Source organism: Kitasatospora sp. Xyl93, assembly GCF_055383135.1.
Map to the genome: position 1 here is coordinate 1 of NZ_AP029185.1, position 24,660 is coordinate 24,660.

Sequence of the window (24,660 nt, forward strand, 5' to 3'; positions counted from 1 at the left end):
CGGCGACGCCGCGTTCATCGGCTACACCTCCGGCTCCACCGGCCGGCCCAAGGGCGTGGTGCTGAGCCACTCGGCCATCGCGCACTTCATCGCCGGCGGCGGCTACTGCCCCGTCGGCCCCGGGGACCGCGTCGCCCACGTCGCCAGCCCCGCCTTCGACCCCGTCACCTTCGAGGTGTGGAACACCCTGGCGTCCGGAGCGACGGTGGTCGTCCTGCCCGCCGTGGCCGAGGTGCCGTTGGAGGAGTGGACCGACAACCTGGCGAGGCACCGGATCGACGTCATGTTCCTCACCACCGCCCTGGTCGACCTGGTGCACCGCACCGCACCCGGCGCCTTCGCGCCGCTGCGCGTCCTGCTCTTCGGCGGGGAGGCGGTCGACCCGGAGATGGTCCGGGGCCTGTGCGCCGTCCGTCCCCCCGGACAGGTGCTGCACGTCTACGGCCCGACCGAGGCCACCACCTTCACCAGTTCCTTCCGCTGCGACGCCGGGAACCTCGACGGGCTCGACCGGATACCGATCGGCTTCCCGCTCCCGCACACCACCGTCGCGGTGCTCGGCCCCGACCTCGCACCGGTGCCGCCCGGCGAGCCCGGCGAGCTGTGCATCGGCGGCCCCCGCCTCGCGACCGGCTACCTCGGCCAACCCGGGCTCACCGAGGAGAGGTTCGTGCTGCTGCCGGACGGTGAGCGGGTCTACCGCAGCGGGGACCTGGTGCGCCGGCGCGCCGACGGGGCGCTGGAGTTCCTCGGGCGCCGGGACCGTCAGGTCAAACTGCGCGGCTTCCGCATCGAGCCGGAGGAGGTGGAACGCGCCCTGCTGGCCACCGGACTGCTCGACGCGGCCGTGGTCGAGAAGACCGGCGAAGGCCCGGACGCCCGTCTCGTCGGGTTCGTCGTGCCGGCGGGGCGGACGGCCGGGCCGGCCGGGCCCCTCCCGCAGGCGCTCGCCCGGGAACTGCGCCGCCACGTGCCGCACTACATGGTGCCGACCTCCTGGCACGTCGCCGCCGCGCTGCCCGTCACCGCCAACGGCAAGGTCGACCGGGCCGCACTGCTCGCCCGCCTGCGCGACCCCGACCAGGCCGTGGGCGCTCCGCACTGACCGTCCGCCGCACTGAACGGCTGCCGCACTGCCCCTTCGCCGCACCCGACCGCCGCCGACCGCCGCCGCCACCGACCGCTGGAGTCCACCGATGGGCGAGAACATCACCGCCACGTACCTCGAACAGTTCCGCTCGGCCGTCGCCGACCACCCGGGCGTCCTCCCCGTCACGGGGGCGCAGCGCCGCTTCCTGACGATCCGCCGGCTCGCCCGCGACGTTCCGCCGCTGCTGGTCCCGCTGTACTTCCGGTTCCCGCGCGGCACCGTCGACCCGGACCTGCTGCGCTCGGCGGCCGCACGGCTCGCGGCCCGGCACCCGGTGCTGCGCACGCGGTTCGACACCGCGGCCGACCTGCCCGTCCAGCGGCTCACCGAGCCCCGGGGTGCGGTCCACCGGGTGACGGCCGGGCCCGGCGAGACCACCGACGGGGCGCTGCGGCGGGCCCTGCGCAACTGGAGCCCCGACGGCCCGCCGCTGCGGCTGTTCCTGGCCGCCGCGGAGGCCGAACCGGAGCTGGAGACGCTGGCCGTGGTCGTGGACCACGCCGCCTGCGACGAACAGTCGCTGGGGCTGATCACCGAGGGCCTCGGCCGCGCCTACCGGGAGCGGACCGATCCGCGGGAGGTGCTGGCCGCCACCGGCGCGTCGGACGCCGAGGCGTACCGGGACGCGGTGGAACGGCAGCTCGCCGTCGAACGCGCCGCCTCCGGGCCGGGCTCGCTCGCCCACTGGGCGGGCCGGCTGGCGGAGCTGGTGCCCACCGGCGTCGCCGCCCGGCGGGCCGCCGCCGACCCCGGGCGGGCGGACGCCGTCGCCGGGCTGCTCCGGCACCGCAGGCCGGCGCCCGCCGAGGAGGCCGGCATCGCCCTCTTCCCCGCCGTGCTCGGCGCGACGGCCGCGGCGGTCACCGCGGTCACGGGGGGTCGCCGGGGCGGCCGGTGCCCCCGGCGGCGCGACCCCGAGCGTGGGCTACCCGTGGGGCGGTCGGCCCCCGGGCGCCGCCCCCGTCCTGGGCTGCTTCCTCAACACGGTGCTCTGCGTGGCCCCCTGCGGCGCGGACCCGGACGACCTCACCGACCGCTGGTGGGACGACCTCGACCACGCCGACACCCCGCTGGACGAGGTCCTGCGGCTCGCGCGGCTCCGCGGCCCCGCCCGGCACGCGCTGTTCGACGCGCTGGTGGCGCAGGAGGACGCCACCCGGCGCCCGCCGCTGGAACTGGGCGGCGTCGAGGGCCTGGAGACCCACCGGGAGGCCCTGGCCCTCCAGACCCCCCTGGCGGTGGCCGTCACGCGCGGCGCCACCGACCTGCTGGTGCGGCTGGGGTGGCAGCCCGGGCTCGTCGATCGGGCGGCGGCGCACTCCGGCTTCGACGCGCTGCGCAGCACCCTCGCCGCCCACCTGGACCGTTCCCCCGACCCCTGCGCACCCGCGCCCTGAACCGCCGACCGAAACCACCGACCGACCCACCGCCGGCACGATCCGCTCGATCCGAACGACCACAAGGAAGGCACCATGGCACAGCAGAGCACCACGCCACCGGAAGGCCCCGTCTACGCGCTCTCCCCGTCCCAGGAGATCGTGTGGCTGCACGAGCAGCTGCTCCCCGGCAGCCGCGCCTACAACTCCACCGCGGCCATCGAGCTGCGCGGCGAGCTGGACGTCCGGGCGCTGCTGGACAGTTGGGAGGAGGTGCTGCGCCGGCACCCCGGGCTCCGGCTGGAGCTCGTCGACCGGGAGGGCGGTCTGCCGGGCCAGCGGGTCAGCGCGAACAGCGTGCCCCGCTTCCGCGAGGTCGACCTCTCGGCGGCCGAGGACCCGGAGGCCGAGTTCGCCGCCCTGGTCCGCTCGGAGGCCGACACGCCGCTGGACACGTACGCCGCGCCGCTGGTGCGCTGGTGCCTGGTGCGGATGGGCCCGGACCACCACCGGCTGGTCCACGTCGAGCACCACCTCGTGCACGACGGCCGGTCCTGGGTGATCGCGCTGCGCGACCTGTTCACCCTCTACCGCTGCCGGCTGCTCGGCACGGAGCCCGTGCTGCCGCGGCCGCGCGGCTACCAGGAGCACCTCCAGGAGTCGGCCCGCACCGCCGACCTGGCGAAGAGCCTGCAGTACTGGCAGGAGGAACTGCGCGGCGCCGCCCACGAGATCGCCCTCCCCGGCCTCGGCCGGCCCGGGGCCGAGCGCCGCCACCACGGCGCCCAGCTGCGCCAGGCCCTCGACCGGCGGCTCGTGGAACGGCTGCACGACCACTGCGCGACCTCCGGGCACACCGCGTTCACGACGCTGCTCACGCTGTTCGCCGAACTGCTGCGCCGGCACAGCGGCCGGGACGACCTCGTGGTCGGCACGGCCACCGCCAACCGCGGGCCGGGCTGGGAGGAGAGCGTCGGCATGTTCGTGAACACCATCCCGCTGCGCCTGCGGCCGGACCCGGCCGGCCCGGCCGACGAGGCGGTGGACGAGGTCACCGACGTGCTGATGCGCGGCCTGCCCCACCAGGAGGTGCCGGTGCAGGAGCTCACCAAGGCGCTGGGCCTGCACACCGACGGCGCCCGCAACCCGATGTTCAACGTCATGTTCAACGCCCACGACACCCCCCTGCCGGTGATCGACGTGCCGGGCCTGGAGGTGTCGCTCGACGAGGCGTTCACCGCGGGGACCACCCGGAGCTTCGACCTCGACGTGGTCCTGATCCCCCACGAACGCACCATCGGCGCGGACGGTTCCCGCCCGGGGAGCGGGATGACGGCGGTGTGGGACTACGACGCCGACGTGTTCCCCGAGGAGTCGATCCGGCTGCTCGCCGCCAGGTTCGAGGAACTGCTGGAGAGCTATCTGGCCCGCCCCGGCGCCCGGCTGGCCTCGCTGGCCGCCGACTCCACCGCGGCCGCCGTCGCGGCCGCCGCCGGGTCCCGCGCCGTCGGGTCCGCGGACCCCTCGGACGACCGGGTCGCCGCCCTGGACCCGTCCCGGCGGGACGGCACGGCCACCGCGCTCGTCAGCGGGGCACTGACCTGGACGTACGCCGACCTCGACCGCGAGGTGACCGCCCTGGCCGACCGGTTGACCCGCGCGGGCGTCACGGCGGGCCGCCCGGTGGCGGTCGTGCTGCCCCGGGGCGCCGGGAGCGTGGTGGCGCTGCTGGCCTGCCTGCGCACCGGAGCGGTGTACGCGCCGCTGTCGCCGGACGACCCGCGCGACCGGCTGGCCCTGCTGCTCGACCGGCTGCGGCCGGCCCTGGTGCTGGCCACCGCGGACAGCGCCCTCGGCCTGCCCGTCCAGGGCCCGCCGGTGGGCCTGCTGGACGCCGCCGAGTTCCCGGCCGCCGCTCCCGGCCGGTCCGTCGAGGACGCGGCCTACGTCATCCACACCTCCGGCTCGACCGGCACCCCGAAGCCGGTGGCGGTCCCCCGCCGCGCGCTGGACACCTACCTGGCCGGCATGGGCGAGCGGCTCGCCCTCACGGCCGCGGACCGGGTGCTGGTGTTCGCCAGGCCCTCCTTCGACCAGAACCTGGAGGACGTGCTCGTCACCCTCGCTGCCGGCGCGGCGCTCGTCCTCCCGCAGCGCGAGGTGCCCACCGCCGACGAGCTGGTCGCGGTGCTCGCCGGCCGGCGGGTGACCGTCGCCAACCTGCCGGCCAGCTACTTCCTGTCCGTCCGGGGCGAGTTGGCCGCGGCACGGCGCGACGGCAGGTGGCAGCCGACGACCGTGGTGGTCGGCGGCGAACGGCTGCCCGTCGACGCGCTGGCCGACTGGGCGCACCCCGGCACCAGGCTGCTCAACGCCTACGGCGTCACCGAGGCCACCGTCACCTCGGTGACCCACACCGTCACCGCCGACGACCTGGTCCGCGGCGGCGACACCCCGCTGGGCACGGAGATCGACGGCACCCGGGTCCTCGTGCTGGACACCGGCCTCGACCCCCTGCCGGACGGCGCCGTCGGTGAACTGGCCATCGCCGGAGGCACCCTGGCGACCGGCTACCTCGACGACGAGCGGACCACCGCGGAGCGCTTCGTCACCCTGCCGGCCCTGGGCGGGCGACGGGTCTACCGCACCGGGGACCGCGGCTACCGCGACCCGGCCGGGCGGATCCACTTCCTGGGCCGCCGGGACAACCAGGTGAAGCTGCGGGGGCACCGGATCGAACCGGAGGAGATCGAGGCGGCGGCCTCCGCCGAACTGGGCGGCCGCTCCTGCGCCGTCGTCCTGCACGACGACCCGGTGGCCGGCCCCGTCCTGACCGGCTTCGTGGCCACGGACGGCCCGCTCGACGAGCGCGCCCTGCACCGGGCCCTGGCCGGCCGGCTGCCGGCGCCGTTCCTGCCCGCCCGGTGGATCGCCCGGGCCTCCCTGCCCACCCTGCCCGGCGGGAAGCCGGACCGGGCCCGGCTGGCCGCGCTGGCGGCCACGGCCGCGCCGGCCGGGCCCGCCGCCCAGGCCACCGGCACCGGCACCGGCCCCGGCACGCAGGACGGCACCGGCTTCACGGGTCCGGGCGAGTCCCTGCTCGCCGAGGGGTGGCGCGCGGTCCTCGGCCACGACCGGTTCACCGCCGACTCGCACTTCTTCCAGGTCGGCGGGCACTCCCTGCTCGCCGCCCAGCTCGTCGCCTGGCTGGAACCCAGGCTGGGCCATCGGCCGCCGCTGCGCACGGTCTTCCGCAACCCGGTCCTCGCGGACCAGGCCCGGGCCCTGGAGGTGGCCGCGTGATGCCGCAGCCCTCCTCCGTGCTGGAACGCAGGCACCACGAGATCACCGCCAGCTTCGAGTCCTTCGTGCGGCGCGAACTGGTGCCGCTGGCCGCCGAGATCCCCGAACCCGTGGACGGCCCGCCCCGGGACCTGCGCGACTACGTCCGCAGGCGGTCCGCCACCCTGGGCTTCTACGGCGCCGAGTACCCCGAGTCCATGGGCGGCGCCGGGATGCCGGTCACCGCCCTGGTGCAGCTCCACCACGCCGCCGGGGCGAGCGGCTGCCCGCTCGCCCCGTACGCCCTGGCCGGGCCGGACGGCCCCAGCTGGCTGCTGACGCACGGCACCGCCCGGCAGATCGAGGAGTACCTCGTCCCGATGGTGCGCGGGGAGAAGCTGCGCTGCCTCGCGATGACCGAGCCCGGCTCCGGCTCCGACGCGTTCGCGATGTCGACCAAGGCCCGGTGGGACGGCGACGACTGGGTGCTGAACGGGCGCAAGACCTTCGTCAGCAACGCCGGACACGCCGACTACGCCATCGTCGTCGCCGACGTGACGGACGGTCCCACCGGGCACGGCGGCGCCACCGCGTTCGTCATGCCGCTCGACCACCCGGGGCTGCGGCGCGGCCAGCAGTACGCCGGCATGGCCGGGGAACCGCTGTTCGAGCTGGTCCTCGACGAGGCGCGGCTGCCGATGGCCGCGGTGGTCGGCGAGTCGGAGGGCATCGGCTCGGCGGTGGAGTACGCCATGGACAGCCTCGCCTACGGGCGGCTGCTGGTCGCCGCCCAGTGCAACGGCATCGCGGAGTTCGCGCTGCGCGAGGCCGTCGGATTCGCCCGGGAACGGCGGGCGTTCGGCCAGGTCATCGGCGGCTACCAGCACGTGCAGGAGCACCTCGTCACCGCCCGGGCAGGCGTGGAGACCGCCAAGCTGCTCACCCTGGCCTGCGCCGAACTGGTCGACGAGGGACTGGAGAGCGGGGGAGAACGCCGCCCTCGCCAAGCTGGTCGCCACCGAGGTCGCCGTGGACGTCGTCGACCGGGCCCTGCAGGTGCACGGAGCCACCGGCTACGTGCGCGGCCACCCCCTGGAGTACCTGTACCGCCACATCCGCATGATGACGATCATCGAAGGGACCTCCGAGGTCCAGAAGGTGATCATCGCTCGCTCCATGGGGCTGGGATGAACGCCCCCGAGACCGGAGGAACCGTGAACCACCGCACACCGGCGACGCCCCGGCGGGCGACCGCCGACCTCAGCATCGTCACCAGCGACCCGGCCGCCGCCGGGCCGGCGCTCCCCGACGCGGCCGACCCCGTGCTCGCCGCCTTCGACGCCTGGGCGCGGCTCGCCCCGGACACCGTGGCCGTGGACGAGCACGGCACCCGGTGGTCCTACGCGCAGATCGGCGCCGCGGCCACCGAGCTGGCCGACGCCCTGCGGCAGCGGGTGCGCCCCGGCGACGTGGTGGGCATGTGCCTGGAACGCTCCGCGCTGCTGGTGGCCGCCACGGTCGCGCTCGCCCGGCTGGGCGCGGTCCAGGTCCTGCTCGGCCCGCGGCCCGCCCCGGGGCGGCTGACCGCGCTCGCCGGGAGCCTGCGCCTCGGCTGCCTGCTGGGCGACCCGGGGGACGGGCTGCCGGCGGACCGCCGTTCGGTCGAGGTGTCCGGGCCCGGCGGGGACGGCGCCACGCGACGGCTGGACGTACGGGTGCCCGTGCCCGGGCCGGGCCCGGAGCCCGCCACCGGCCCCGCGGACCTCCCGTCCGGCACCGGCCCCGCGGACCTCCCTCCGGGCGCCCGGTACGCCGTGCTGACCTCCGGATCGACCGGGGCGCCGAAGGTCGTGCTGGTCGGCGCCCGGTCCCTCGCCCGGGCCGTCGGCTGGTACCGCGGCCGGTCCGGGCTGCGGCCCGGCGAGCGGCAGGGCCTCTTCATGAGCACCGCCTTCGACGCGCACTTCCTGGAGTTGTGGGGCGGGCTGGCCTCGGGCGCCACCCTGGTGGTGGCCCCCGAGGAGGCGCGCAGCGACCCGGCCGCGCTCACCGACTGGTGGCAGCGGTCCCGGCTCACCGCCGCGCTGCTGCCCACCCCGCTCGCGGAGACCGTGCTCGACCGGCCCTGGCCGCCGGGACTGCCGCTGCGCTACCTGTGCATCGGCGGCGACCGGCTCCGGCGCTGGCCGGGGCCCGACGTGACCGCCAGGGCCGACAACGTCTACGGCCCGTCCGAGACCACCATCGCGGCGACCTTCCACCCGCTCGACGGGGAGCCGGCGGACGACCGGTCCGGTCCGCCGCCGATCGGCCGCCCGCTGGGCGGGGCCCGCGCCTTCGTCACCGACGCGGACGGGACGGTCCTCGGCCGCGGCACACCGGGCGAGTTGTGGATCGCGGGACCGACCCTCGCCCTGGGCTACCTCGACCGGGAGCTCACCGGCCGGCGCTTCCCGGCCGCACCGGAGGAAGCCGGCGGCGGCCGGGCGTACCGGACCGGCGACCGGGCGGTGATGCGCGCGGACGGCGTCCTGGAGTTCCTCGGCCGGGTGGACGACCAGCTCAAGATCAGCGGCGTCCGGATCGAGCCGGCCGAGGTCGAGGGTGCCCTGGAGCGCGACGCGCGGGTGAGCCGGGCCGCCGTCGCCTCGCCCGGCGGCGGACGGCTGCTGGCCTTCGTCCTGCCCGCGCCCGGCGCCCGTCCGGACGAGGCGGAGCTGCTGGCGCTGGCCGCGGAGTGGCTGCCCGCGCAGGCCGTGCCCTCCCGGGTCCGGCTGCTGGACGAACTCCCGTACGACGCCAACGGGAAGGTCGACCGGGCGACGCTGCTGGCCGAGGACGAGCGGCGCTGCGCGGTCGAGGCGGAAGCCGCCGAGGCGGCGGAGCAGCTCCCGGACGACCGGGCGTCGGCCACCCGGCGGCGGGTGCTGGAGCACTGCCGCGCCCTGCTGGGCAATCCGGCGCTGATGCCGCACGACAACTTCATCCGGGCCGGCGGAACCTCGATCGACATCGCCCGGCTGCTCGCGGCCCTGGAGCGGGACACCGGGGTCCGGCTCCGGGCGGCGCGGGTCATGCGCCAGCCGGACCTCGCCGCGGTCGCCGCGATGCTCGACGCCGCCGTGTCCGACGCCGCGTCCGACGCCGGGACCGCCGACCGGGACCGCCGACCGGTCCTGACCGCGACCACCCGTCAGGAAGGGGAAGACCGTGAGTGAGACCAGGCAGGACGTCTGGTACAGCTGGAACGACGCGAGTACGGAACACGGGGCGGAGCACGACGGGCACGAGGAGCACGGCGGCAGCGGTACGGGCCTCGTCTTCGACGAGACCCTCCGGGACGGCCTCCAGGCACCGCACGTCCGCAACCCGACGCCGGAGCAGAAGCTCGGCTTCCTGGAGCACATGGTCCGCTCCGGCATCCGGTGCGCGGACCTCGGGTTCCCCGGCTCGGACCCGGCGGCGGCCGAGGAGTGCACGGCCCTGGCCCGGCACATCGCCACCGCCGGCCTCGACCTGGTCCCCGGCTTCGCGGGGCGCACCCACCCGGCGGACATCGGCGCGATCTGCGAGGTGGGCCAGCGGGCCGGGATCGGCGTCGAGGCGTACGCCTTCATCGGCGTCAGCCCCATCCGGCAGTACGTGGAGGACTGGGACCCCGGGCTGATCGAGCGCGCGATCCGCACGGCGGCCGCCGAATGCGCCCGCGGCGGGGCGGAGTTCGTCCTCGTCCTGGAGGACACCGTCCGCTGCACCCCGCAGGTGCTCGCCGGCGTGTACGACGTCGCCGTGGAGACCGGCGTGCGGCGGCTGACGCTGTGCGACACGGTGGGAGCCGCCGTCCCCCGGGGCACGGCGGCCCTGATCCGCTGGACCCGGCGCTACTTCGCCCAGCGCGGCCACACCGTGGACCTCGAATGGCACGGGCACAACGACCGGGGCCTGGCCCTGGTGAACTCGCTCGTCGCGCTGTCCCTCGGCTGTGCCCGGGTGCACGGCACCGTCCTCGGCGTCGGCGAGCGGGCCGGCAACGCGTCGCTCGACCAGATCATCGTCAACCACCGCCTGGACGACGGGCACCCGTACGACCTGAGGGCGCTGCGCGGGTACGTCGAGCACGCGGCCCCACTGCTCGGCGTCGAGATCCCGCGGAACTACCCGGGCATGGGCCGCGACGTCTTCAAGACCAGCGCCGGGGTGCACGCCTCCGCGATCCTCAAGGCCCACCGCAAGGGCGACGAGGCGCTGAAGGACGGCGTCTACGCGGGCGTCCCGGCCCGGCTGCTCGGCCGGGAGCAGGAGGTGCTGGTGGACGCGGCCTCCGGCGCGAGCAGCGTCAAGTACTGGCTGACCACGCACGGTTACCCGGCGGAGGACTCCGACGTGGTCAAGAGGGTGCTGGAGCTGGCCAAGACGCGCCGCACCCCGCTCACCGACGAAGAGATAGGACGGGTCATTGCGACGGGCCACTGACGGGACGCCGACCGCGTCCCCCCGCACGATCGCGTTGCACGGGAACGTGCTGGTCCTCACCGAGGACCCGGAACTGGTCGCCGGGCAGCTGGCCGGCGAGGGCGGACCGACGCCGCAGCGGCTCCTGCGCGAGCCGCTGCGCAACAACGTCTCGACCGACGAGATCATCCCCGGCTGGTGCTGCTTCTGGTACGACGAACGGCTCGGCGACTTCGCGTACCTGGGCCTGCGGGACCGGCGGTTCGGCGAGGGCGCGGTGAAGGCCTTCGCCCCGCAGATCATCGTCAGCGGGGAGGCCAAGGGCTGCGGATCCTCCCGGGAGCACGCGGTGTACGCGGAGAAGTACGCCGGGACGGAGCTGGTCTTCGCCCGCTCCTTCGAACGGATCTACCAGCAGAACTGCCGCAACGTCGGCATCGTCACCTGCGAGGACTTCGACCTCCTCGCCGCCCTGCTGGCCGGGGAGGAACTGCCGCTGGCGGCCTTCACCGGGAGCGCCAACGACGTCGAGCGCGCCGTCATCGACCTCGGCGGGCTGTTCGGCTTCCACCGCCGGACGGCGGACGGGCACGGCACCGGGCCGCTGCCCGCGTTCGCCGGGAGCCGGCCGCTGAACATCGTCGAGAAGATCCTCCAGAGCCGCCTCGCGCCCCGGAACCCGGCGCCGGCCGGCGGCACCGTCCGAGCCGGCGAGTCGTACTTCGTGCGGACGGACGTCAGGTTCTCCCACGAGTACGTGACGCCGATGGCCGCCGGCATGTTCACCCGGGAGTTCGGGGCGGACGCCCCGCTCGCCGACCCGGACTCCTGCTACTTCTTCCAGGACCACCTGTCGCTCGCGGACCAGGTGGTGGCCCGCCGGCCGGGCGGAGCGGACCTGGTCGGCCGGATCCACGACCTCGGTCGCCGGCAGCTGGAGTTCGCCACGGCCGCCGGCGGCCACTTCGTCGGCCCCGCCGCCACCGGCGGGGGCAGCCGGGCGATCTGCCACAACCACATCGTGGAGCACGTCGCCCGGCCCGGGGACGTGATCATCGGCACGGACAGCCACACCTGCACCGCGGGCGCGGTCGGAGCCCTCGCGTTCGGCGTCGGCGCGACCGACATCGCGAGCGCCTGGTACAGCCGGGAGACCCTGGTGAAGGTGCCGGAGGTCCTGCGGATCGAGCTCACCGGGCGGCTGCCGGAGGGCGTGTGCGCCAAGGACCTCATGCTGGGCCTGCTGGCGCACCCGATGGTCGAGGGCAGCCGGACGCTGGGCAGGGTCCTGCTGTTCACCGGTCCGGGATGCGCCGGGCTGAACACCGACGAGCGCGCCACGCTGTGCAACATGGCCGTGGAGGCCGGCGCGATGACCGCGCTGTTCGAACCGGACGAGGTGACGCGCGAGTTCCTGGCCGGGCGCCCGGGGGCGCCGGTCACCGACGGGGAGGTCCCCGGCGGGCCGGTCCTCGACGGGCCGCTCCTCGCCTCCGACGAGGGGGCCCGCTACAGCGCGGTGGTGGCCGTCGAGCTGGCGGGTATCGAGCCGATGGTGGCGCTGCCCGGGGACCCGCGCAACGCCGTCCCGCTCGGCTCGGTGCGCGAGCCCGTCCCGGTGGACAAGGTGTACGGCGGCTCGTGCACCGGCGGCAAGGCGTACGACATGGACATGTACGCCCAGGTGTTCGCGCTGGCCCGGGACCGGGGACTGACGGTGCCGCCGGGGGTGGAGGCGTACATCCAGGTCGGCAGCGAGTCGGTGATGAGGTACGCCGTCGACCGCGGGTACACCGACCTGTTCGCGGCCGTCGGGGTGCAGGTGCTGCCACCGTCCTGCGGGGCGTGCATCAACGCCGGCCCCGGCGTCTCCGAGCGGGCGGACCAGGTCACCGTCAGCGCCCAGAACCGCAACTTCCCCGGGCGTTCCGGGCCGGGCCGGGTCTACCTCGCGTCGCCGTACGTGGTGGCCGCCACGGCGATCGCCGGACGCCTCAGCTCCGTCGAGGCCCTGTTCGGCGACTCCGTCGGGGCGCAGCTCGGCCCGGAGCCGCGGTCATGAGGATCGCGGTGGTGCCCGGCGACGGGATCGGCAAGGAGGTCGTCCCGGCGACCCTGCCCGCCCTGACGGCGGTCAGCGAGGCGTTCGGCCTCGGCCTCACCTACGACGTCCTCGACTGGGGCGCGGACCGCTGGCTGGCCACCGGCGTCGGCCTGCCGCCCGGGGCGCTCGACCGCCTCTCCCGGGACTACGGCGCCGTCTACCTGGGGGCGCTCGGCGACCCGCGCATCCCCGACATGGCCCACGGCCGGGACATCCTGCTCGGGCTGCGCCGGGGCCTCGACCTCTGCGTCAACCACCGGCCCATCGTGCTGGAGCACGGGGTCGTCGACCTCTACCGCGAGAACACCCAGGGGCTCTACGCGGGCGTCGGCGGGTCGGTCGCCCGCTCGGGGGCCGTCACGGTGGCGATCGACGAGTGCGTCTACACCCGGGAGACCGTCGAGTCGTTCGTCCGCTACTGCCTGGCCCGGCTGCACGCCGCGGGACGGCGCCGGGCCACCCTGGTGCACAAGTCCAACGCGGTGCCGAACACCGGGCGCCTGTGGCAGGACGTCTTCCGCCGGGAGCTCCGCGCCTTCCCCGGCCTGGCCGGCTCCGAGGAGTACGCGGACTCGTTCTGCTACCACCTGGTGCGCGACCCGAGCCGGTACGAGGGGGTGCTCGCTCCCAACCTCTTCGGGGACGTCATCAGCGACATCGGCGCCGCCCTGGCCGGCGGGCTCGGCCTCGCGCCGAGCGCCAGCATCTGCCCGGACACCGGGTTCGCCCTGTTCGAACCCGTCCACGGCAGCGCCCCCGACATCGCCGGGACGGGGACGGCCAACCCGTACGGCGCGGCGATGTCCCTGGTCCTGCTGCTGGAGCACGCCGGCCACCGGGCCGCGGCCGAGGTGTTCCGCTCCTGCCTGGTGGAGGCCGCCGCCGGACCGGCGGCGACGCCCGACCTCGGCGGCGGCGGAACCACCCGGCAGTTCATGGCCGAGGTGACGGCGCTGCTCGAACGGCGCCTGCCGGCCGCACCGCCCGCGGTCGCCGGCCCGGGCACCGACTGAACGACGGAACGACTGAACGACTGAACAACCGGATGACGGAACGACCGTACGACGATCGGAGAGTCATGACACCCCCCTCGGCCCGCGTGCCGCCGCCCGCCCTGGTGGAGCCGCCCGTCCTGGCCGGCGGATCGGCCATCCACGAGGCCCTCGCCCTCACCGGCAGGCCCGACGTGATCTCCTTCGCCGGCGGACTCCCCGCCACGGAACTGATCGACGCCGACAACCTGCGCGCCGCCTACGACCGGGTGCTGAGCGAGTCCCCGGGCCGGGCCCTGCAGTACGCCGGCTCGGACGGCGACCCCGGGCTGCGCGCGGCGATCGCGGCCCGGCTCTCCCGGCAGGGCCTGCCGACCCGCCCGGACGACCTGCTGATCACCACCGGGGCGCAGCAGGCCCTGGCCCTGCTGGCCACCACGCTGCTGCGCCCCGGGGACGTGGTGGCCGTGGAGGACCCCACCTACCTCGCGGCCCTGCAGTGCTTCGCCTACACGGGCGCGAAGGTGGTGCCCGTCCCCTCGGACGACGGGGGGATCGTCGTCGAGGCGCTGGAGCGGGTGGTGGCCACCGCGCGGCCCAAGCTGCTCTACCTCGTCCCCACCTTCCGGAACCCGACGGGGCAGACCATGGCGGGAGGCCGCCGGAGGGAGGTGGCACGCCTCGCGGCGGAGCACGGGTTCCGGATCGTGGAGGACGACCCGTACGGCGAACTGCGCTTCCGCGGCGCCCCGGTGCCGTGGATCGCCGCGCAGCCGGAGGCGGCGGACCGGACCGCTCTGCTGGGCAGCCTGTCCAAGACGATCGCACCGGGCCTGCGGCTGGGCTGGCTCCGCGCACCGGGGACGCTGCGCCGCGCCTGCCTGTTGGCGAAGCAGGCGCTCGACCTGCACTCCTCGACCGTCGACCAGGCCGCCGCCGCGCGGTACCTGGCGGACCACGACCTGGACGCGCACCTGGTGTCGGTCCGCGCGGCGTACCGGGAGCGCTGTGCGACGCTGCTGGCCGCACTCCCGCGGGTGCTGCCCGCGGGCAGCACCTGGAGCCGGCCGGACGGCGGGATGTTCGTCTGGGCCCGGCTGCCGACCGGTCACGACACCGGTGCGCTGCTGCGCGACGCCGTCGCCAAGGGGGTCGCCTACCTGCCGGGCGCACCCTTCCACGCCGGTCCCGCGGACCCGGGGACGATGCGGCTGTCCTTCGCCGCCCACCGCCCAGAGGTGATCGAGGAGGGCGTCGGCCGGCTCGCCGACGTGCTCGCCGGCACGGGCTGAGCCGCGTCCCCGTCCCCGTCCCCGTCCTGTCCCGTCCCGTCCCCGTTCCCTGACCGCGCCCCGCCCGGGCGCCGGAGCCACCGGACCACCGAACCCCCGCTCCCCCACCGCCCGAGTCGCGGCGGGGGGCCGGGGGTTCGGTGTCCGACGCGCGCGGCGTGTGACGCGCGGCGTGTGACGCGCGCTGACGGAGGGCCGTCGTGCCGACTGACGCACCGGCACCCGGGCGGCAGGGAAACGTCACTGTTCGGACACAGGGGGGCTCCTAGTGTGCGGAACACGCGGTGCCGGAGGACGCATCCCGGCACCCGCCCGCCCACCATGTGACAGGGGACCGGAATGACTCACCGACCGACGGCCACCATGACCGGCGAGGCCACCGTGCGCGGCACGGCCCGCCTGCGCCGCGCGACCACCACGACCGTCACGACCACCACGGCCGCCACCGCCACCACCCGCGGCGCGACCGCGACCCGGTCGGACCTCCTCGGCGTGATCATGAGAGAGCACCGGGACGCCCTCCTGGCCTACGCGGAGCGGATGACCGGGGACCACGGGCTCGCCGAGGACATCGTCCAGGAGACCGCCGTGCGCGCCTGGCGGAACATCGACCGCCTCGTCGGCCTGGAGGGTTCGGTGCGCGGGTGGCTCTTCACCGTCACCCGGCACCTGGTGATCGACTCGGTCCGCCGGCCGCACGCCCGTCGGGAGGTGGTGGGCTGCTCGCACGAGGAGCCGTCCGTACGGCGCGAGGCCGCCGACGCGGTGCGCGACGGCACCGAGTCGGTGCACGACGTGCTGCTGGCCCGGCTGTTGCTGCGGCGGCTGTCGCCGGAGCACCGCGCCGTCCTGGTCCACATCTACCTGTGCGACCGCACCATCCAGGAGACCGCCGGCATCCTCGGGGTACCGCTCGGGACGGTGAAGTCCCGTCAGCACCACGCGTTGCGCAAGTTACGGGCCGTGGCCGGGCCCAGGGCCGCCTGAACCGACGCCCGCCGGAGGGTCAGGGCGCCGCGAACCGGGCGCCCGACTCCAGCGCGGTGGTGAGGCGTCGGCGCAGGGCGGCCGCTCCGGGGCCCCCGCCCGCCTCCCGCAGGAGCGCCGCCAGGGCGGGCCGCTCGGCCGCGATCCACCGGGCGGCGCCCGTCCGGTCGTCGAACCGCTGGGGGCGGACCCCGGCCCGCGGGGGCGGCAGCGGCACACCACTGCCGCCGTCCCCGTCGCGGTCGCTGCCGCGGTCACCGTCGCCTTGCGGCACGAGCAGGGCGGCCGCGGCGGCCGCGCTGTGCAGGTAGTACTCGGACAGCCGGGCCCGGGCCTCGGCCAGGGCGTCGTCCCCGTCCACGCAGTGGGCCAGTTCCGCCGCGCGACCGCGCAGCAGCCCGTGGCAGGCGTACCGGCCGGGAACCCGTTCCACCGCCATGCTGCGGTCCACGAGTTCGGCCAGGTGCACCCGGGCCGACCACGGATGAGTACCGGTCAGACTGGTGACGACGGGCAGCGAGAAGTCCGGCCCCGGATACAGGCTGAGCAGCCGGAACAGGGCCGCCGCGCCACTGCTCAGCGTGTCGTAGCTGCGGGAGAAGACGCTGCGGAGGTCGGTGCGGGCGTCGTGGCTGGAGAAGGCCACCAGGCTGTCCCGGTTGTCGCGGAGCTCCTGGGCGAGCGCGCCGAGCGGGAAGTCCGGGCGCGTCAGGGCGCGGGCGGCGACCACGGCCAGGGCCAGCGGGAGCCCGCCGCACAGGCCGACGATCTCCTCCGCCGCCGCCCGCGCCTCCGCGACCCGGTCCGCGCCCAACCGGTGTTCGAGCAGTTCCAGGCCCTCCGGCCCGGTCATCGGAGCCAGCGCCAGCAGCCGGGCGTCGTCGGTGACGGCCAGCCCCTCCAGTCGGCTGCGACTGGTCACGACCGTCAGGGATCCCGGGGCGCCGGACAGCAGCGGACGCACCTGCTCGCAGTCCCTGGCGTCGTCCAGGACGATCAGCAGCCGACGGCCGGCCAGCGTCCGGCGGTAGCGCGCGCCCAGTTCGGCCGTGCTCGCGGGCGCCGGGTCCGGGCGGGCGCCGAGCGCGCCGAGCACCTCGGTCATCGCGGCGGCGGGGGTGAGCGGCGGCTGCGCGCTGTGGTGGCCCCGGAGGTCGACGTGGATCTGCCCGTCGGGGAAGCGCCCGGCGACCAGGTGCGCCCAGTGCAGGGCCAGCGTCGACTTTCCCACGCCGGCCATCCCGCAGACGGCCACGGTGGTGGGCGCCGGGGCCTGTCCGCCCTCCGGGGTGAGCGCCTCCAGGCAGTGGTCCAGGACCGGACGGCGGCCCGCGAAGGGCAGGTGCACCGGGGGCAGTTGGGCGGGCCGCACCACCGGACCGGCGGCCCGCTCCGGCCCGTCCGCCGGCCGTACGGCCTGCCGGCGCAGCACCTGCTGCCGGGCGGCACGCAGACCGGGCCCCGGCTCGACCCCCAGTTCGTCGGCCAGGGTGCGCCGGATGCTCTCGAACTGCTGGAGCGCCTCGACCTGACGGCCGGTCGCGGCCAGCGCGGCGACGATCCGGGAGTGCAGCGCCTCGTCGAAGGGGTGGCAGTCGACGGCCCGGCGCAGCGCCGTCAGGACCTCGTCGGTCAGCGCGGGCGCCGAGGCGAGGACCACGTCGGCGGCCTCCTTGGCGGTCGCGACGTACTCGTGCCCCGCCGCGGTGAACAGCGGGTGCTGCGCCACGGGCGTGCCGGCGGCGATGGTCGGCCCGTGCCACAGGCCCAGTGCCGCCACGAAGTCCTGCGCGCCCCGTTCGGCGGCGCCGGCCCGGACGGCCTGCTGCGCCTGCGCGCGCAGGGCGCGGAAGCGGAGCAGGTCCGAGGCGGAGGTGTCCACCAGCAGCCGGTACCCGTCCGCGGCCCGCACCAGGTGCTCCGCCTCGGTGCGGCTGCGCAGGCCCGGCTCCAGGGTCCTTCGCAGCGCGCCGATGTGACGGTGCACCACGTTGACGGCGCTGGGCGGCGGATCGTCGTCCCAGAGGATGTCCACGGCCTCGCTCAGGGTGATCGGCCCGGGCGCCCGGAGCAGCAGCAGTGCGAGCAGCGCCAGGCGCTTGGGAGGCCCCAGTTCCAGTTCCGTGGTGCCGCGGGTGGCCCGCACGGCGCCGAGGATCGAGTAGCGAACCGGTGCGTCCATCTCGGGTTGACCTCGCAGTCCTTCCGCGTCCCGCCGGGGTGAGCAGCGGCCCCCTCCATAACCATTCTGGGGGGTTATTCATTCGTGACCGTCTCACCCCCCGGTGCCCACTGTCAAGCCGCCCCCGTCGCCGGCGTCCGCCCCGGGCCAACGGCGGAGCGCGCTCGGGGACCCGGGCCGCCGAACCCTCGTTGTTGCGAGGTGCCACGACCGCCGGACGGGCCCGAGGATGGCGGTGGCGGCTCCCGACCGAGTGCCGCCGACCGGAAGAGGGGGAAAGACGTGGGCAACCGCGTTCGCGTCCGGTGGCGGTCCGGGCTACTGGCCGTCGTCCTGGGACTCGTGCTCACGGCGTTCGCCGCCGGAACGGGAACCGCCGCCGGAACGGGAGCCGGAACGGCCGCCGCCCAGCCGGCGCCGCCGCTGTTCCAGATGCCGTTCCCGTGCGGGACGACCTGGGAGCTGGACACCTACGGCGAGGAGCACAGCCCGGCGCTGGACATCGTGGTGGAGCACAACACCGGGTCCGACGGCCTGCCGGTGCTGGCCTCCGCGGCGGGCACGGTGGCCGCCACCTACTGGGACGACGGCTCGGGCAACACCGTCCAGATCAGCCACGGCAACGGCTGGTTCACCGCGTACTACCACCTGATGGACGACCCGGCCACGTTCGTGAAGAAGGGCGATCCGGTGCTGCCCTCGACCCGGATCGGCCGGATCGGCAGCACCGGCGGCACCGACTGGGCGCACCTGCACTACGAGCAGCGCTACGCGGCGACGGGCGACTTCACCTACGAGAAGGACCGGGTGCCGGTGCGCTTCGACGGCGTGGAGTACAGCGGCCTGAACCGGCACTGGCCGAGCGTCACCAGCCGCAACTGCACCGGCGGCCCGGCCCCGGCCTGGCAGGACTGTCCGACCGGCCAGGTCTGCTTCTACTCCGGCCCCGACGGCACCGGCACGGTCTGCCGCTCGGCCGTCGACGATCCCGCCAGCACGTGCGGGCTGCGCCGGTCGTACTTCAACAACGGGACGGAGCAGCCGGGCTACGACCACGTCCAGGTGTCGTTCCGCGAGGGCGGTGGCCAGTGCCTGCACTTCGGCTGGGCGGAGGGCCGGGGCAACTTCCCGGACGGCGGCCGGACGGTCGACGCCTTCCGCTGGCGCGGCGAATGCTGAGCCGGCGCTCCGCCGGCAGGACGCCTCCGTACCGGTGGTGACCGATCGTTACGAGAACGTTTGGTTCCGCTCGCTACCCTTTCCCCGCACCGCAGACGGGGGAAGGGAAGCGGCATGTACAGCATCATCGTGGTGCCCGGGCCCGGCATGGCTCCGGGCGACCGGTTCCACCTGGCACCGGGGCAGACCCTCCGATTCGGCCGGGCCGCCGCGGCGGACGGAGCACCCGGCCTGGGCATCCCGCACAGCGGCGTCTCGCGCACCGCCGGCGAGATCGGCGCCACCGGCACGTACTGGACGCTCAGCAACCTCAGCCGCACCTCCACCTACGTCGTGGAGAACCCGGAGGGCGCGGGCGAGCACATCAAGGTCGCACCGGGCCGGCTGGCCGCGCCCGTCCCGTTCGAGTTCGCCCGGGTGGTCCTGCCCGCCGGGTCCGAGCTGCTCGCCCTCGACGTCTGGGCGCCGCGCCACGACTACGCCGACCGGGACGCGCCGGCCGGGTGGGACACCTCCGGCGGCCTCGGCGGCGAACCCACCCTGCTGGCGTTCCCGCTCGACCACTCCAAGCGGTACTTCCTGGTGCTCACCGCACTCTGCGAGCCCAGGCTGCGCGGCGATCCGCACGCCCCGGCGCCCACCGTCGACCAGGTCGTCGAGCGGCTCCGGCCGCTCTGGCCGTCCGCCAACCGCGCCGCCGTCCAGTGGAACATCGACTACCTGGCCGTCAAGCTGCGCCTCAAACCGGCCCCGGACACCGCGATCTCCGGTCCGCGCCTGGTCGGCAAGAAGGACGCGCTGGCCTCCCTCGCCCTGCGTTTCGACCTGGTCCGCGAGGACGACCTCGCCCTCCTCGCCCCCGGGACCGCGCGGCGAGCCTGCCGCCCGGGCCCTGCGGGGCGCTGACCGTCCCCGAGGGCCACCGGATCGGCGCGTGGCGGGTCGGCCGTCTGCTCGGCAACGGCGCCTTCGGCAGTGTGTACCCGGCCCGCCGGGCCCTCCCGCGAGCCGGCCTGCCGTCGCGCGCCGCGCTCAATTCTGCCCACCGGCGCCTGACGGACCGGCGGGCCCCCCGGGGCGATCGGCCAGGTCGAAGGTCGTGATCGTCCGGAACGCGTGGCTCGGTCCGCGGTACGGGCCCCGGTGGTAGCCGAGGGCCGTCCTCCTGCCGGTCAGCCGTCGGCGGTGACCGTGCCGGTCACCGCCGACGGTGTCGGGCAGCGGCTCGTCGCGCTGCTCACCCAGGGGTCCGGAGCGGTCAGAGGCCCCTGGTGTCGGTCGGTGCCGCCTCACCGAGCACGGCGAGGGTCAGCACCTTGCCGGAGATGCCCCAGCCGCCGTCGGCGACCTCCTCGACCAGCACCATGGTGTTGTTCCGGGCGCGCTCGCCGTAGAGCTCGACGTACAGCTCGGTGACGCGGGTGACGATCTCCTCCTTCTGCTCCGGGGTGAGGGTCTTCTCGGGGACCTTGAAGTTCGCGAAAGGCATGGCCGGCTGTTCCTGCTCTCAAGGGGACGTCATGGAAGGGGATGAGCACCGCTGACTCCAGTGGTGGACGCGGCAGGGCCGCGGTCCCGCCGCCGCCCTGCTGCGACCTCAACGATCGGCCGGTCCCCCGTCCCCAGCCAGGGTGGCGTCCACCCAGGGGGTGCCACCCCCTGGCTACGGCCCGGCGCGCACGCGACCATCAAGGGGTGAACCTTCCAGAACTCGGCGCCTTCCTCCGGACGCGCCGTGACCGCATCCGCCCCGCCGAGGTCGGTCTCTCCCCAGGCCCGCGCCGGCGCGTTCCCGGGCTGCGCCGAGAGGAGGTCGCCCAGCTGGCAGGGCTGTCAGCCGACTACTACACCGAGCTGGAACGCGGTGGTGGAAAGCACCGCGTACAGCCCTCGACCCAGACCCTGGCCGCCCTGGCCCGGGCTCTGCGTCTGAACGGCGACGAGCGCGACCACCTGTTCCGCCTGGCCGAACGGCCGATCCCGCCGTCGGCCCACGGGCCGTCGGCACACGTGCAGCCCGCGTTCCTCGGACTCCTGGACAGGCTGTCCGACACCCCGGCGCGCGTCATCACCGACCTGCACGAAACCCTGGTGGAGAACGACCTGGCGCTGGCCCTGCTCGGCGCGTCCCCGGCACACCGCGGCCCGGCGGCGAGCTTCGTGTACCGCTGGTTCACCGATCCGCAGGCACGCGAGAGGTACCCGCTCGAGGACCACCCGCACCACTCCCGGGTGTTCGTGGCCGACCTCCACGCGGCGGCCGCCCGACGCGGCAGGGACGCGGAGGTCACGAAGATGGTCGCCGTGCTGTGCCACCGGAGCCCGGAGTTCGCGGCCCTCTGGAACACCCGTGACGTCGCGGTGCGCCGCATGGACCACAAGAGGATCGTCCACCCCGCGCTCGGCGTCATCGAACTCGACTGCTACAGCCTCCTCAGCGAGGACGGACGCCAACGCCTGCTGTGGTTCACCGCACCGCCCGGAAGCCGGGGTGCCGAACAGCTGGAACTGCTGTCCGTCATCGGGACCCAGGACCTCGGCGTCACCGGGGACCCGGCCCCGGAGAGGGTGCCCGCGGCCGAGTCCGGACCGCAGCGCTGACCCGCGCCGGAGACAGGGGGCCGTGTCTCGTACTGCGGGTGCGCCGACGTCCCCACCGGTGCATCGGTCATCCCCTGTCAGCGCATGCCTCCGCCTCCGCCAGGTACCGTGCCACCGGCCCCAGCGTCAGCAGCCCGCTCGCCCCGCCCGCGTGTTCGGTGCGGGCGGCGCGCAGGGCTGCGGCCGCGCGGGCGGCGACCGGGCGCTCGCCGAGGCGGGCGGCGGCGTGGGCGGTCAGGCACCAGAGCGCTTCCTGCATGTGGTCGGGGGGTGGTACGGGCGCCGAGGTGAGGGCGGTCCGGGCGTCCTCGGCGCGGTCGCGGGCGAGCAGCACCAGCGGCTGGGTCCAGGAGCGGTAGGGGCCCCAGTCGAGAGCGGGGTCGGTGGGTGCGGGACGGCCGTGCAGGAGGCGAAGGCCCAGGAGGGCGAGGGCGAACAGGCCCCGGTGCAGTCCCGGCATGCCCGCCGTCGCGGCGAGGGCGTCCTCGGCGGCGCGGTAGTGCGCCGCGGCGGTGGCGGCGGTCGGTCCGCCCGGTTCGGTGCTGCGGGCGGCCGTGGCCCGGGCCCGGAACCAGGCGGTGAGGACGGGGACGAGGGAGGCCTCGGTGCTGACGGCGAGCCGCTCGGCGGCCTCGGCGTGTGCGGTCGCGGCGTCGAGGTCGCCGAGGGCGGAGGCGGACTGCAGGCGGATGAGCCGGCCGAGCACGGCGAAGTTCGGCAGTTCGTGCCGGGTGGCCAGGTCGAGGATCTCGGCGCCGGTCACGTCCCGGGCCGCCGCGAGCCCGGGCCGGGTGAAGGACTGGAGGAACACGCCGTTGAGGGCGAACACCAGCAGCGCCGGGTCACTCAGTTCCCGGGCCAGTGCCTCCGCTTCGCGCGCCGCCCGTGCGGCGCGGGTGAGCGCGGTGCCGGACAGATCGGCGCTGCGGCTCTCGACCGCGACGGTGGCCAGCAGGCGGGCGCGCAGTTCGGCGGGGCCGCCGGGGCCGAGCGCGGTGAGCGTGCGCTCGGCCGCCTCCACCACGGCGCGGGACTGCTCGGGGTCGTCGGCCCGGCTCCAGAGGGCGGGCACGTCGTAGGCGCCGATGACGCGGGCGGTCAGGGCGACGTCTCCGGTGCGCTCCGCCGCCTGGACGGCGGCGAGGCGGTCGCGCCGCGAGTGGACGAGGGCGTCGCCCCCCGCCAGGGCCAGGGTGCGGGCCAGCTCGACGGTGGTGCGCGGGCCGAAGCGGGTGGCGGTGGTCCACACGGTGCGCGGGGGCTGGAGCGTCGTGGCCCCGTGGAGGATGTCCGTCTCCAGGCGCCGCAGGTCGGGGCCGGGGTCGAGCCCGAGCTGGTCCACCAGCATCGTGCGGGCGCGGCGGAGGGTGGCCAGCGCGTCCGCCTGACGGCCCGCCCGGTGCAGTGCGCGGGCCAGCAGTCCCCAGGCCGGCTCGCGCCAGGGGTGTTCGGTGACGTGGGCGCCGAGTTCGGCGACGAGCTCGGCCCCTGAACCCGCGTCGAGCAGGAGGAGGGCGCGCACTTCCGTCGCCTCCAGCCGCAGTTCCTCCAAGCGGGTCTGCTCGCGCCGGGCCCACGCGGAGCCGGTGACGTCGGCGTAGGCGGGGCCGCGCCAGGCCCCGAGGGCCGCTTCGAGGTCGGTCAGCGCATCGGGCGCGCTCCTGGCGCGGGCCAGGGCGTCCTCGAACCGGTGGGCGTCCACGTGGTCACGTGGCAGGCGCAGCGCGTAGCCGGGGCCTTCGGTGACGAGGACGCGCGGTGGGGTGCGGGGTGGCCGCTCGGGTTCGAGGGCGCGGCGCAGCGCGGCGACGAACGTGCGCAACGCCCCGACGGCGCGGTCCGGCGGCTCGGCCCACAGGTCGTCGACGAGGGTGTCGGTGGCGACCATCCGTCCCTCGGCGGCGACGAGCCGGGCGAGCACCTCGCGGTGGCGGGGCCCGCCGAGGTCGACCGGGGTGCCGTCGTCGTGGAAGGCCCGCACGGCACCGAGTACGTCGATTCGCATGCCTTCCATCTTCCGCGTCACGGGACCGCGACGTCGACGCGTACTGATCGGCTGCTGATCGCCGTCGCCCATGCTCGTTCCGTCAGTCCTCGGACCGGGGCTTTCGCCGGTCCGACCCCAGGAAGGAACCCTTCATGACGCTCGCCATTCCCGGCTTCGACCGTCTCCGCCTGCCCGGTGCGGACGGCGTGGAGCTCGCCGCCTCCGTCGGCGGCAGCGGCAGCCCGGTCGTGCTGCTGCACGGCTTCCCCCAGACCCACCTGATGTGGCGGCACGTCGCCGAGCGGCTCGCCGAGGAGCACACGGTGATCTGCCCGGACCTGCGCGGCTACGGCGCCAGCGACAAGCCGGCGGCCACCGGACCCGAGGTGTACTCCAAGCGCACCATGGCCGCCGACGTCGTGGCCCTGGCGGCGGCGCTCGGCCACGAGCGCTTCGCCCTCGTCGGCCACGACCGCGGCGCCCTGGTCGCCTTCCGGGCGGGCCTGGACCACCCGGAGACCGTCACCCACCTGGGCATCCTCGACGTCGTGCCGACGCTCGACATGTGGAACGTGCTCCACGGCGTCCCGGCGGCGGTCGGCTACCACCTCTTCCTGATGGCGCAGCCGCCGGGGCTGCCGGAGACGATGATCGCCAACAGCGCGGACGCGTTCTTCGGCTCGTTCCTCGACGCCTGGGCGAACGACCCGGCCGCCGTGCCGGCGGAGGTGCGCGCCGAGTACCTGCGGGCGAGCGCCGCGGCGGTGCCGTCGATCGTCGCGGACTACCGGGCCTCGGCGGGCGTCGACGTCCTGCACGACCAGGCGGACCTGGACGCCGGGTCGCAGCTGGCGATGCCCGTGACCGTGGTCCAGCAGGACTGGGGCGCCCAGCTGGGCTACGACGCCGCCGCGGTGTGGCGGGCGTGGGCGCCGGACCTCGACCACCGGCTGACCCGGGCGGGGCACTTCATGGCCGAGGAGGCGCCTGACGAGATCACGGAGGCGATCCGCGACCTGCTGGTTCGCTGATCCCTCCACCCGGGCCGCGGGAAGCGGCGGGCGAGCCGAGCGCCC

The 24,660-nt window shown here is 75.6% G+C and carries 16 protein-coding genes and 2 pseudogenes; 15 read left to right on the top strand and 3 right to left on the bottom strand.

Translation table 11 applies throughout. The annotated features are described in order from the left end of the window. The 11 genes and pseudogenes from ACZ5GH_RS00005 to ACZ5GH_RS00055 form a co-directional block, all read left to right on the top strand. A partial coding sequence (locus ACZ5GH_RS00005; protein ID WP_464332988.1) for an amino acid adenylation domain-containing protein occupies positions 1-1,105 on the top strand: 1,105 nt, incomplete at its 5' end. A 965-nt stretch (positions 1,106-2,070) separates the two neighbouring features. Further along, positions 2,071-2,547 carry a hypothetical protein gene (locus tag ACZ5GH_RS00010; protein WP_464332989.1) on the top strand — a complete coding sequence of 159 codons (477 nt, stop codon included), beginning with the start codon at positions 2,071-2,073 and terminating at the stop codon, positions 2,545-2,547. 75 nt (positions 2,548-2,622) lie between these two features. Then, a complete protein-coding gene (locus tag ACZ5GH_RS00015) occupies positions 2,623-5,829 on the top strand; it encodes a non-ribosomal peptide synthetase (protein ID WP_464332990.1) in 3,207 nt (1,068 codons plus the stop codon). Further along, positions 5,829-6,722, top strand: a pseudogene (locus ACZ5GH_RS00020) (acyl-CoA dehydrogenase family protein); the annotation flags it as partial. The gene ACZ5GH_RS00015 and the pseudogene ACZ5GH_RS00020, both read left to right, overlap by 1 nt. A gap of 115 nt (positions 6,723-6,837) precedes the next feature. Further along, on the top strand, positions 6,838-6,999 hold the full coding sequence (locus ACZ5GH_RS00025; protein WP_464336768.1) for an acyl-CoA dehydrogenase family protein: 162 nt from the start codon (positions 6,838-6,840) through the stop codon (positions 6,997-6,999). Positions 7,000-7,154: 155 nt separating this feature from the next. Then, a pseudogene (locus tag ACZ5GH_RS00030) lies at positions 7,155-9,026 on the top strand (non-ribosomal peptide synthetase); the annotation flags it as partial. Beyond that, positions 9,019-10,281 carry a LeuA family protein gene (locus tag ACZ5GH_RS00035; protein ID WP_464332991.1) on the top strand — a complete coding sequence of 421 codons (1,263 nt, stop codon included), beginning with the start codon at positions 9,019-9,021 and terminating at the stop codon, positions 10,279-10,281. The pseudogene ACZ5GH_RS00030 and the gene ACZ5GH_RS00035, both read left to right, overlap by 8 nt. Before the next feature lie 34 nt (positions 10,282-10,315). Continuing rightward, positions 10,316-12,322, top strand: coding sequence for an aconitase family protein (locus ACZ5GH_RS00040; RefSeq protein WP_464332992.1), 2,007 nt, complete (start codon positions 10,316-10,318; stop codon positions 12,320-12,322). Beyond that, complete coding sequence (locus ACZ5GH_RS00045) at positions 12,319-13,377, top strand: isocitrate/isopropylmalate family dehydrogenase (protein ID WP_464332993.1); 1,059 nt, start codon at positions 12,319-12,321, stop codon at positions 13,375-13,377. Before ACZ5GH_RS00040 ends, ACZ5GH_RS00045 begins: the two co-directional genes overlap by 4 nt. Before the next feature lie 65 nt (positions 13,378-13,442). Next, entirely contained in the window at positions 13,443-14,648 is a 1,206-nt protein-coding gene (locus ACZ5GH_RS00050) for an aminotransferase-like domain-containing protein (RefSeq protein ID WP_464332994.1), read from the top strand. Positions 14,649-14,987: 339 nt separating this feature from the next. Further along, positions 14,988-15,635, top strand: a complete 648-nt coding sequence (locus ACZ5GH_RS00055) for a sigma-70 family RNA polymerase sigma factor (protein WP_464332995.1) — start codon at positions 14,988-14,990, stop codon at positions 15,633-15,635. A gap of 19 nt (positions 15,636-15,654) precedes the next feature. Here ACZ5GH_RS00055 and ACZ5GH_RS00060 read toward each other — a convergent pair whose 3' ends face one another. Continuing rightward, positions 15,655-17,817, bottom strand: a complete 2,163-nt coding sequence (locus ACZ5GH_RS00060) for an AfsR/SARP family transcriptional regulator (protein WP_464332996.1) — start codon at positions 17,815-17,817, stop codon at positions 15,655-15,657. A 282-nt stretch (positions 17,818-18,099) separates the two neighbouring features. Between ACZ5GH_RS00060 and ACZ5GH_RS00065 the strand changes: the two genes are divergently transcribed. After that, the gene (locus ACZ5GH_RS00065; protein ID WP_464332997.1) at positions 18,100-18,996 is read left to right on the top strand and encodes a peptidoglycan DD-metalloendopeptidase family protein; all 897 of its coding nucleotides are present in this window, start codon (positions 18,100-18,102) and stop codon (positions 18,994-18,996) included. Between the two features lie 114 nt (positions 18,997-19,110). Continuing rightward, positions 19,111-19,902, top strand: coding sequence for an FHA domain-containing protein (locus ACZ5GH_RS00070; RefSeq protein WP_464332998.1), 792 nt, complete (start codon positions 19,111-19,113; stop codon positions 19,900-19,902). A 352-nt stretch (positions 19,903-20,254) separates the two neighbouring features. Here the strand turns inward: ACZ5GH_RS00070 and ACZ5GH_RS00075 are convergent, their stop codons facing one another. Next, the gene (locus ACZ5GH_RS00075; protein ID WP_387756269.1) at positions 20,255-20,485 is read right to left on the bottom strand and encodes a tautomerase family protein; all 231 of its coding nucleotides are present in this window, start codon (positions 20,483-20,485) and stop codon (positions 20,255-20,257) included. Positions 20,486-20,691: 206 nt separating this feature from the next. On the opposite strand from ACZ5GH_RS00075, the gene ACZ5GH_RS00080 reads away from it, so the two are divergent. Next, entirely contained in the window at positions 20,692-21,597 is a 906-nt protein-coding gene (locus ACZ5GH_RS00080) for an MmyB family transcriptional regulator (RefSeq protein ID WP_464332999.1), read from the top strand. A gap of 67 nt (positions 21,598-21,664) precedes the next feature. On the opposite strand, the gene ACZ5GH_RS00085 is transcribed toward ACZ5GH_RS00080, so the two are convergent. Further along, positions 21,665-23,602 carry a BTAD domain-containing putative transcriptional regulator gene (locus ACZ5GH_RS00085; protein ID WP_464333000.1) on the bottom strand — a complete coding sequence of 646 codons (1,938 nt, stop codon included), beginning with the start codon at positions 23,600-23,602 and terminating at the stop codon, positions 21,665-21,667. A gap of 134 nt (positions 23,603-23,736) precedes the next feature. Here ACZ5GH_RS00085 and ACZ5GH_RS00090 point away from each other — a divergent pair, with 134 nt between their 5' ends. Beyond that, positions 23,737-24,615 (top strand): alpha/beta fold hydrolase, encoded by an 879-nt coding sequence (locus ACZ5GH_RS00090; protein WP_387756275.1) that lies wholly within the window; start codon positions 23,737-23,739, stop codon positions 24,613-24,615. Positions 24,616-24,660: the final 45 nt, after the last annotated feature.

Coding starts and splice junctions, on each gene's coding strand:
- ACZ5GH_RS00015 (WP_464332990.1), top strand. CDS start 2,623: ATGGCACAGCAGAGCACCACGCCACCGGAAGGCCCCGTCTACGCGCTC.
- ACZ5GH_RS00045 (WP_464332993.1), top strand. CDS start 12,319: ATGAGGATCGCGGTGGTGCCCGGCGACGGGATCGGCAAGGAGGTCGTC.
- ACZ5GH_RS00050 (WP_464332994.1), top strand. CDS start 13,443: ATGACACCCCCCTCGGCCCGCGTGCCGCCGCCCGCCCTGGTGGAGCCG.
- ACZ5GH_RS00055 (WP_464332995.1), top strand. CDS start 14,988: ATGACTCACCGACCGACGGCCACCATGACCGGCGAGGCCACCGTGCGC.
- ACZ5GH_RS00060 (WP_464332996.1), bottom strand. CDS start 17,817: ATGGACGCACCGGTTCGCTACTCGATCCTCGGCGCCGTGCGGGCCACC.
- ACZ5GH_RS00070 (WP_464332998.1), top strand. CDS start 19,111: ATGTACAGCATCATCGTGGTGCCCGGGCCCGGCATGGCTCCGGGCGAC.
- ACZ5GH_RS00075 (WP_387756269.1), bottom strand. CDS start 20,485: ATGCCTTTCGCGAACTTCAAGGTCCCCGAGAAGACCCTCACCCCGGAG.
- ACZ5GH_RS00085 (WP_464333000.1), bottom strand. CDS start 23,602: ATGCGAATCGACGTACTCGGTGCCGTGCGGGCCTTCCACGACGACGGC.
- ACZ5GH_RS00090 (WP_387756275.1), top strand. CDS start 23,737: ATGACGCTCGCCATTCCCGGCTTCGACCGTCTCCGCCTGCCCGGTGCG.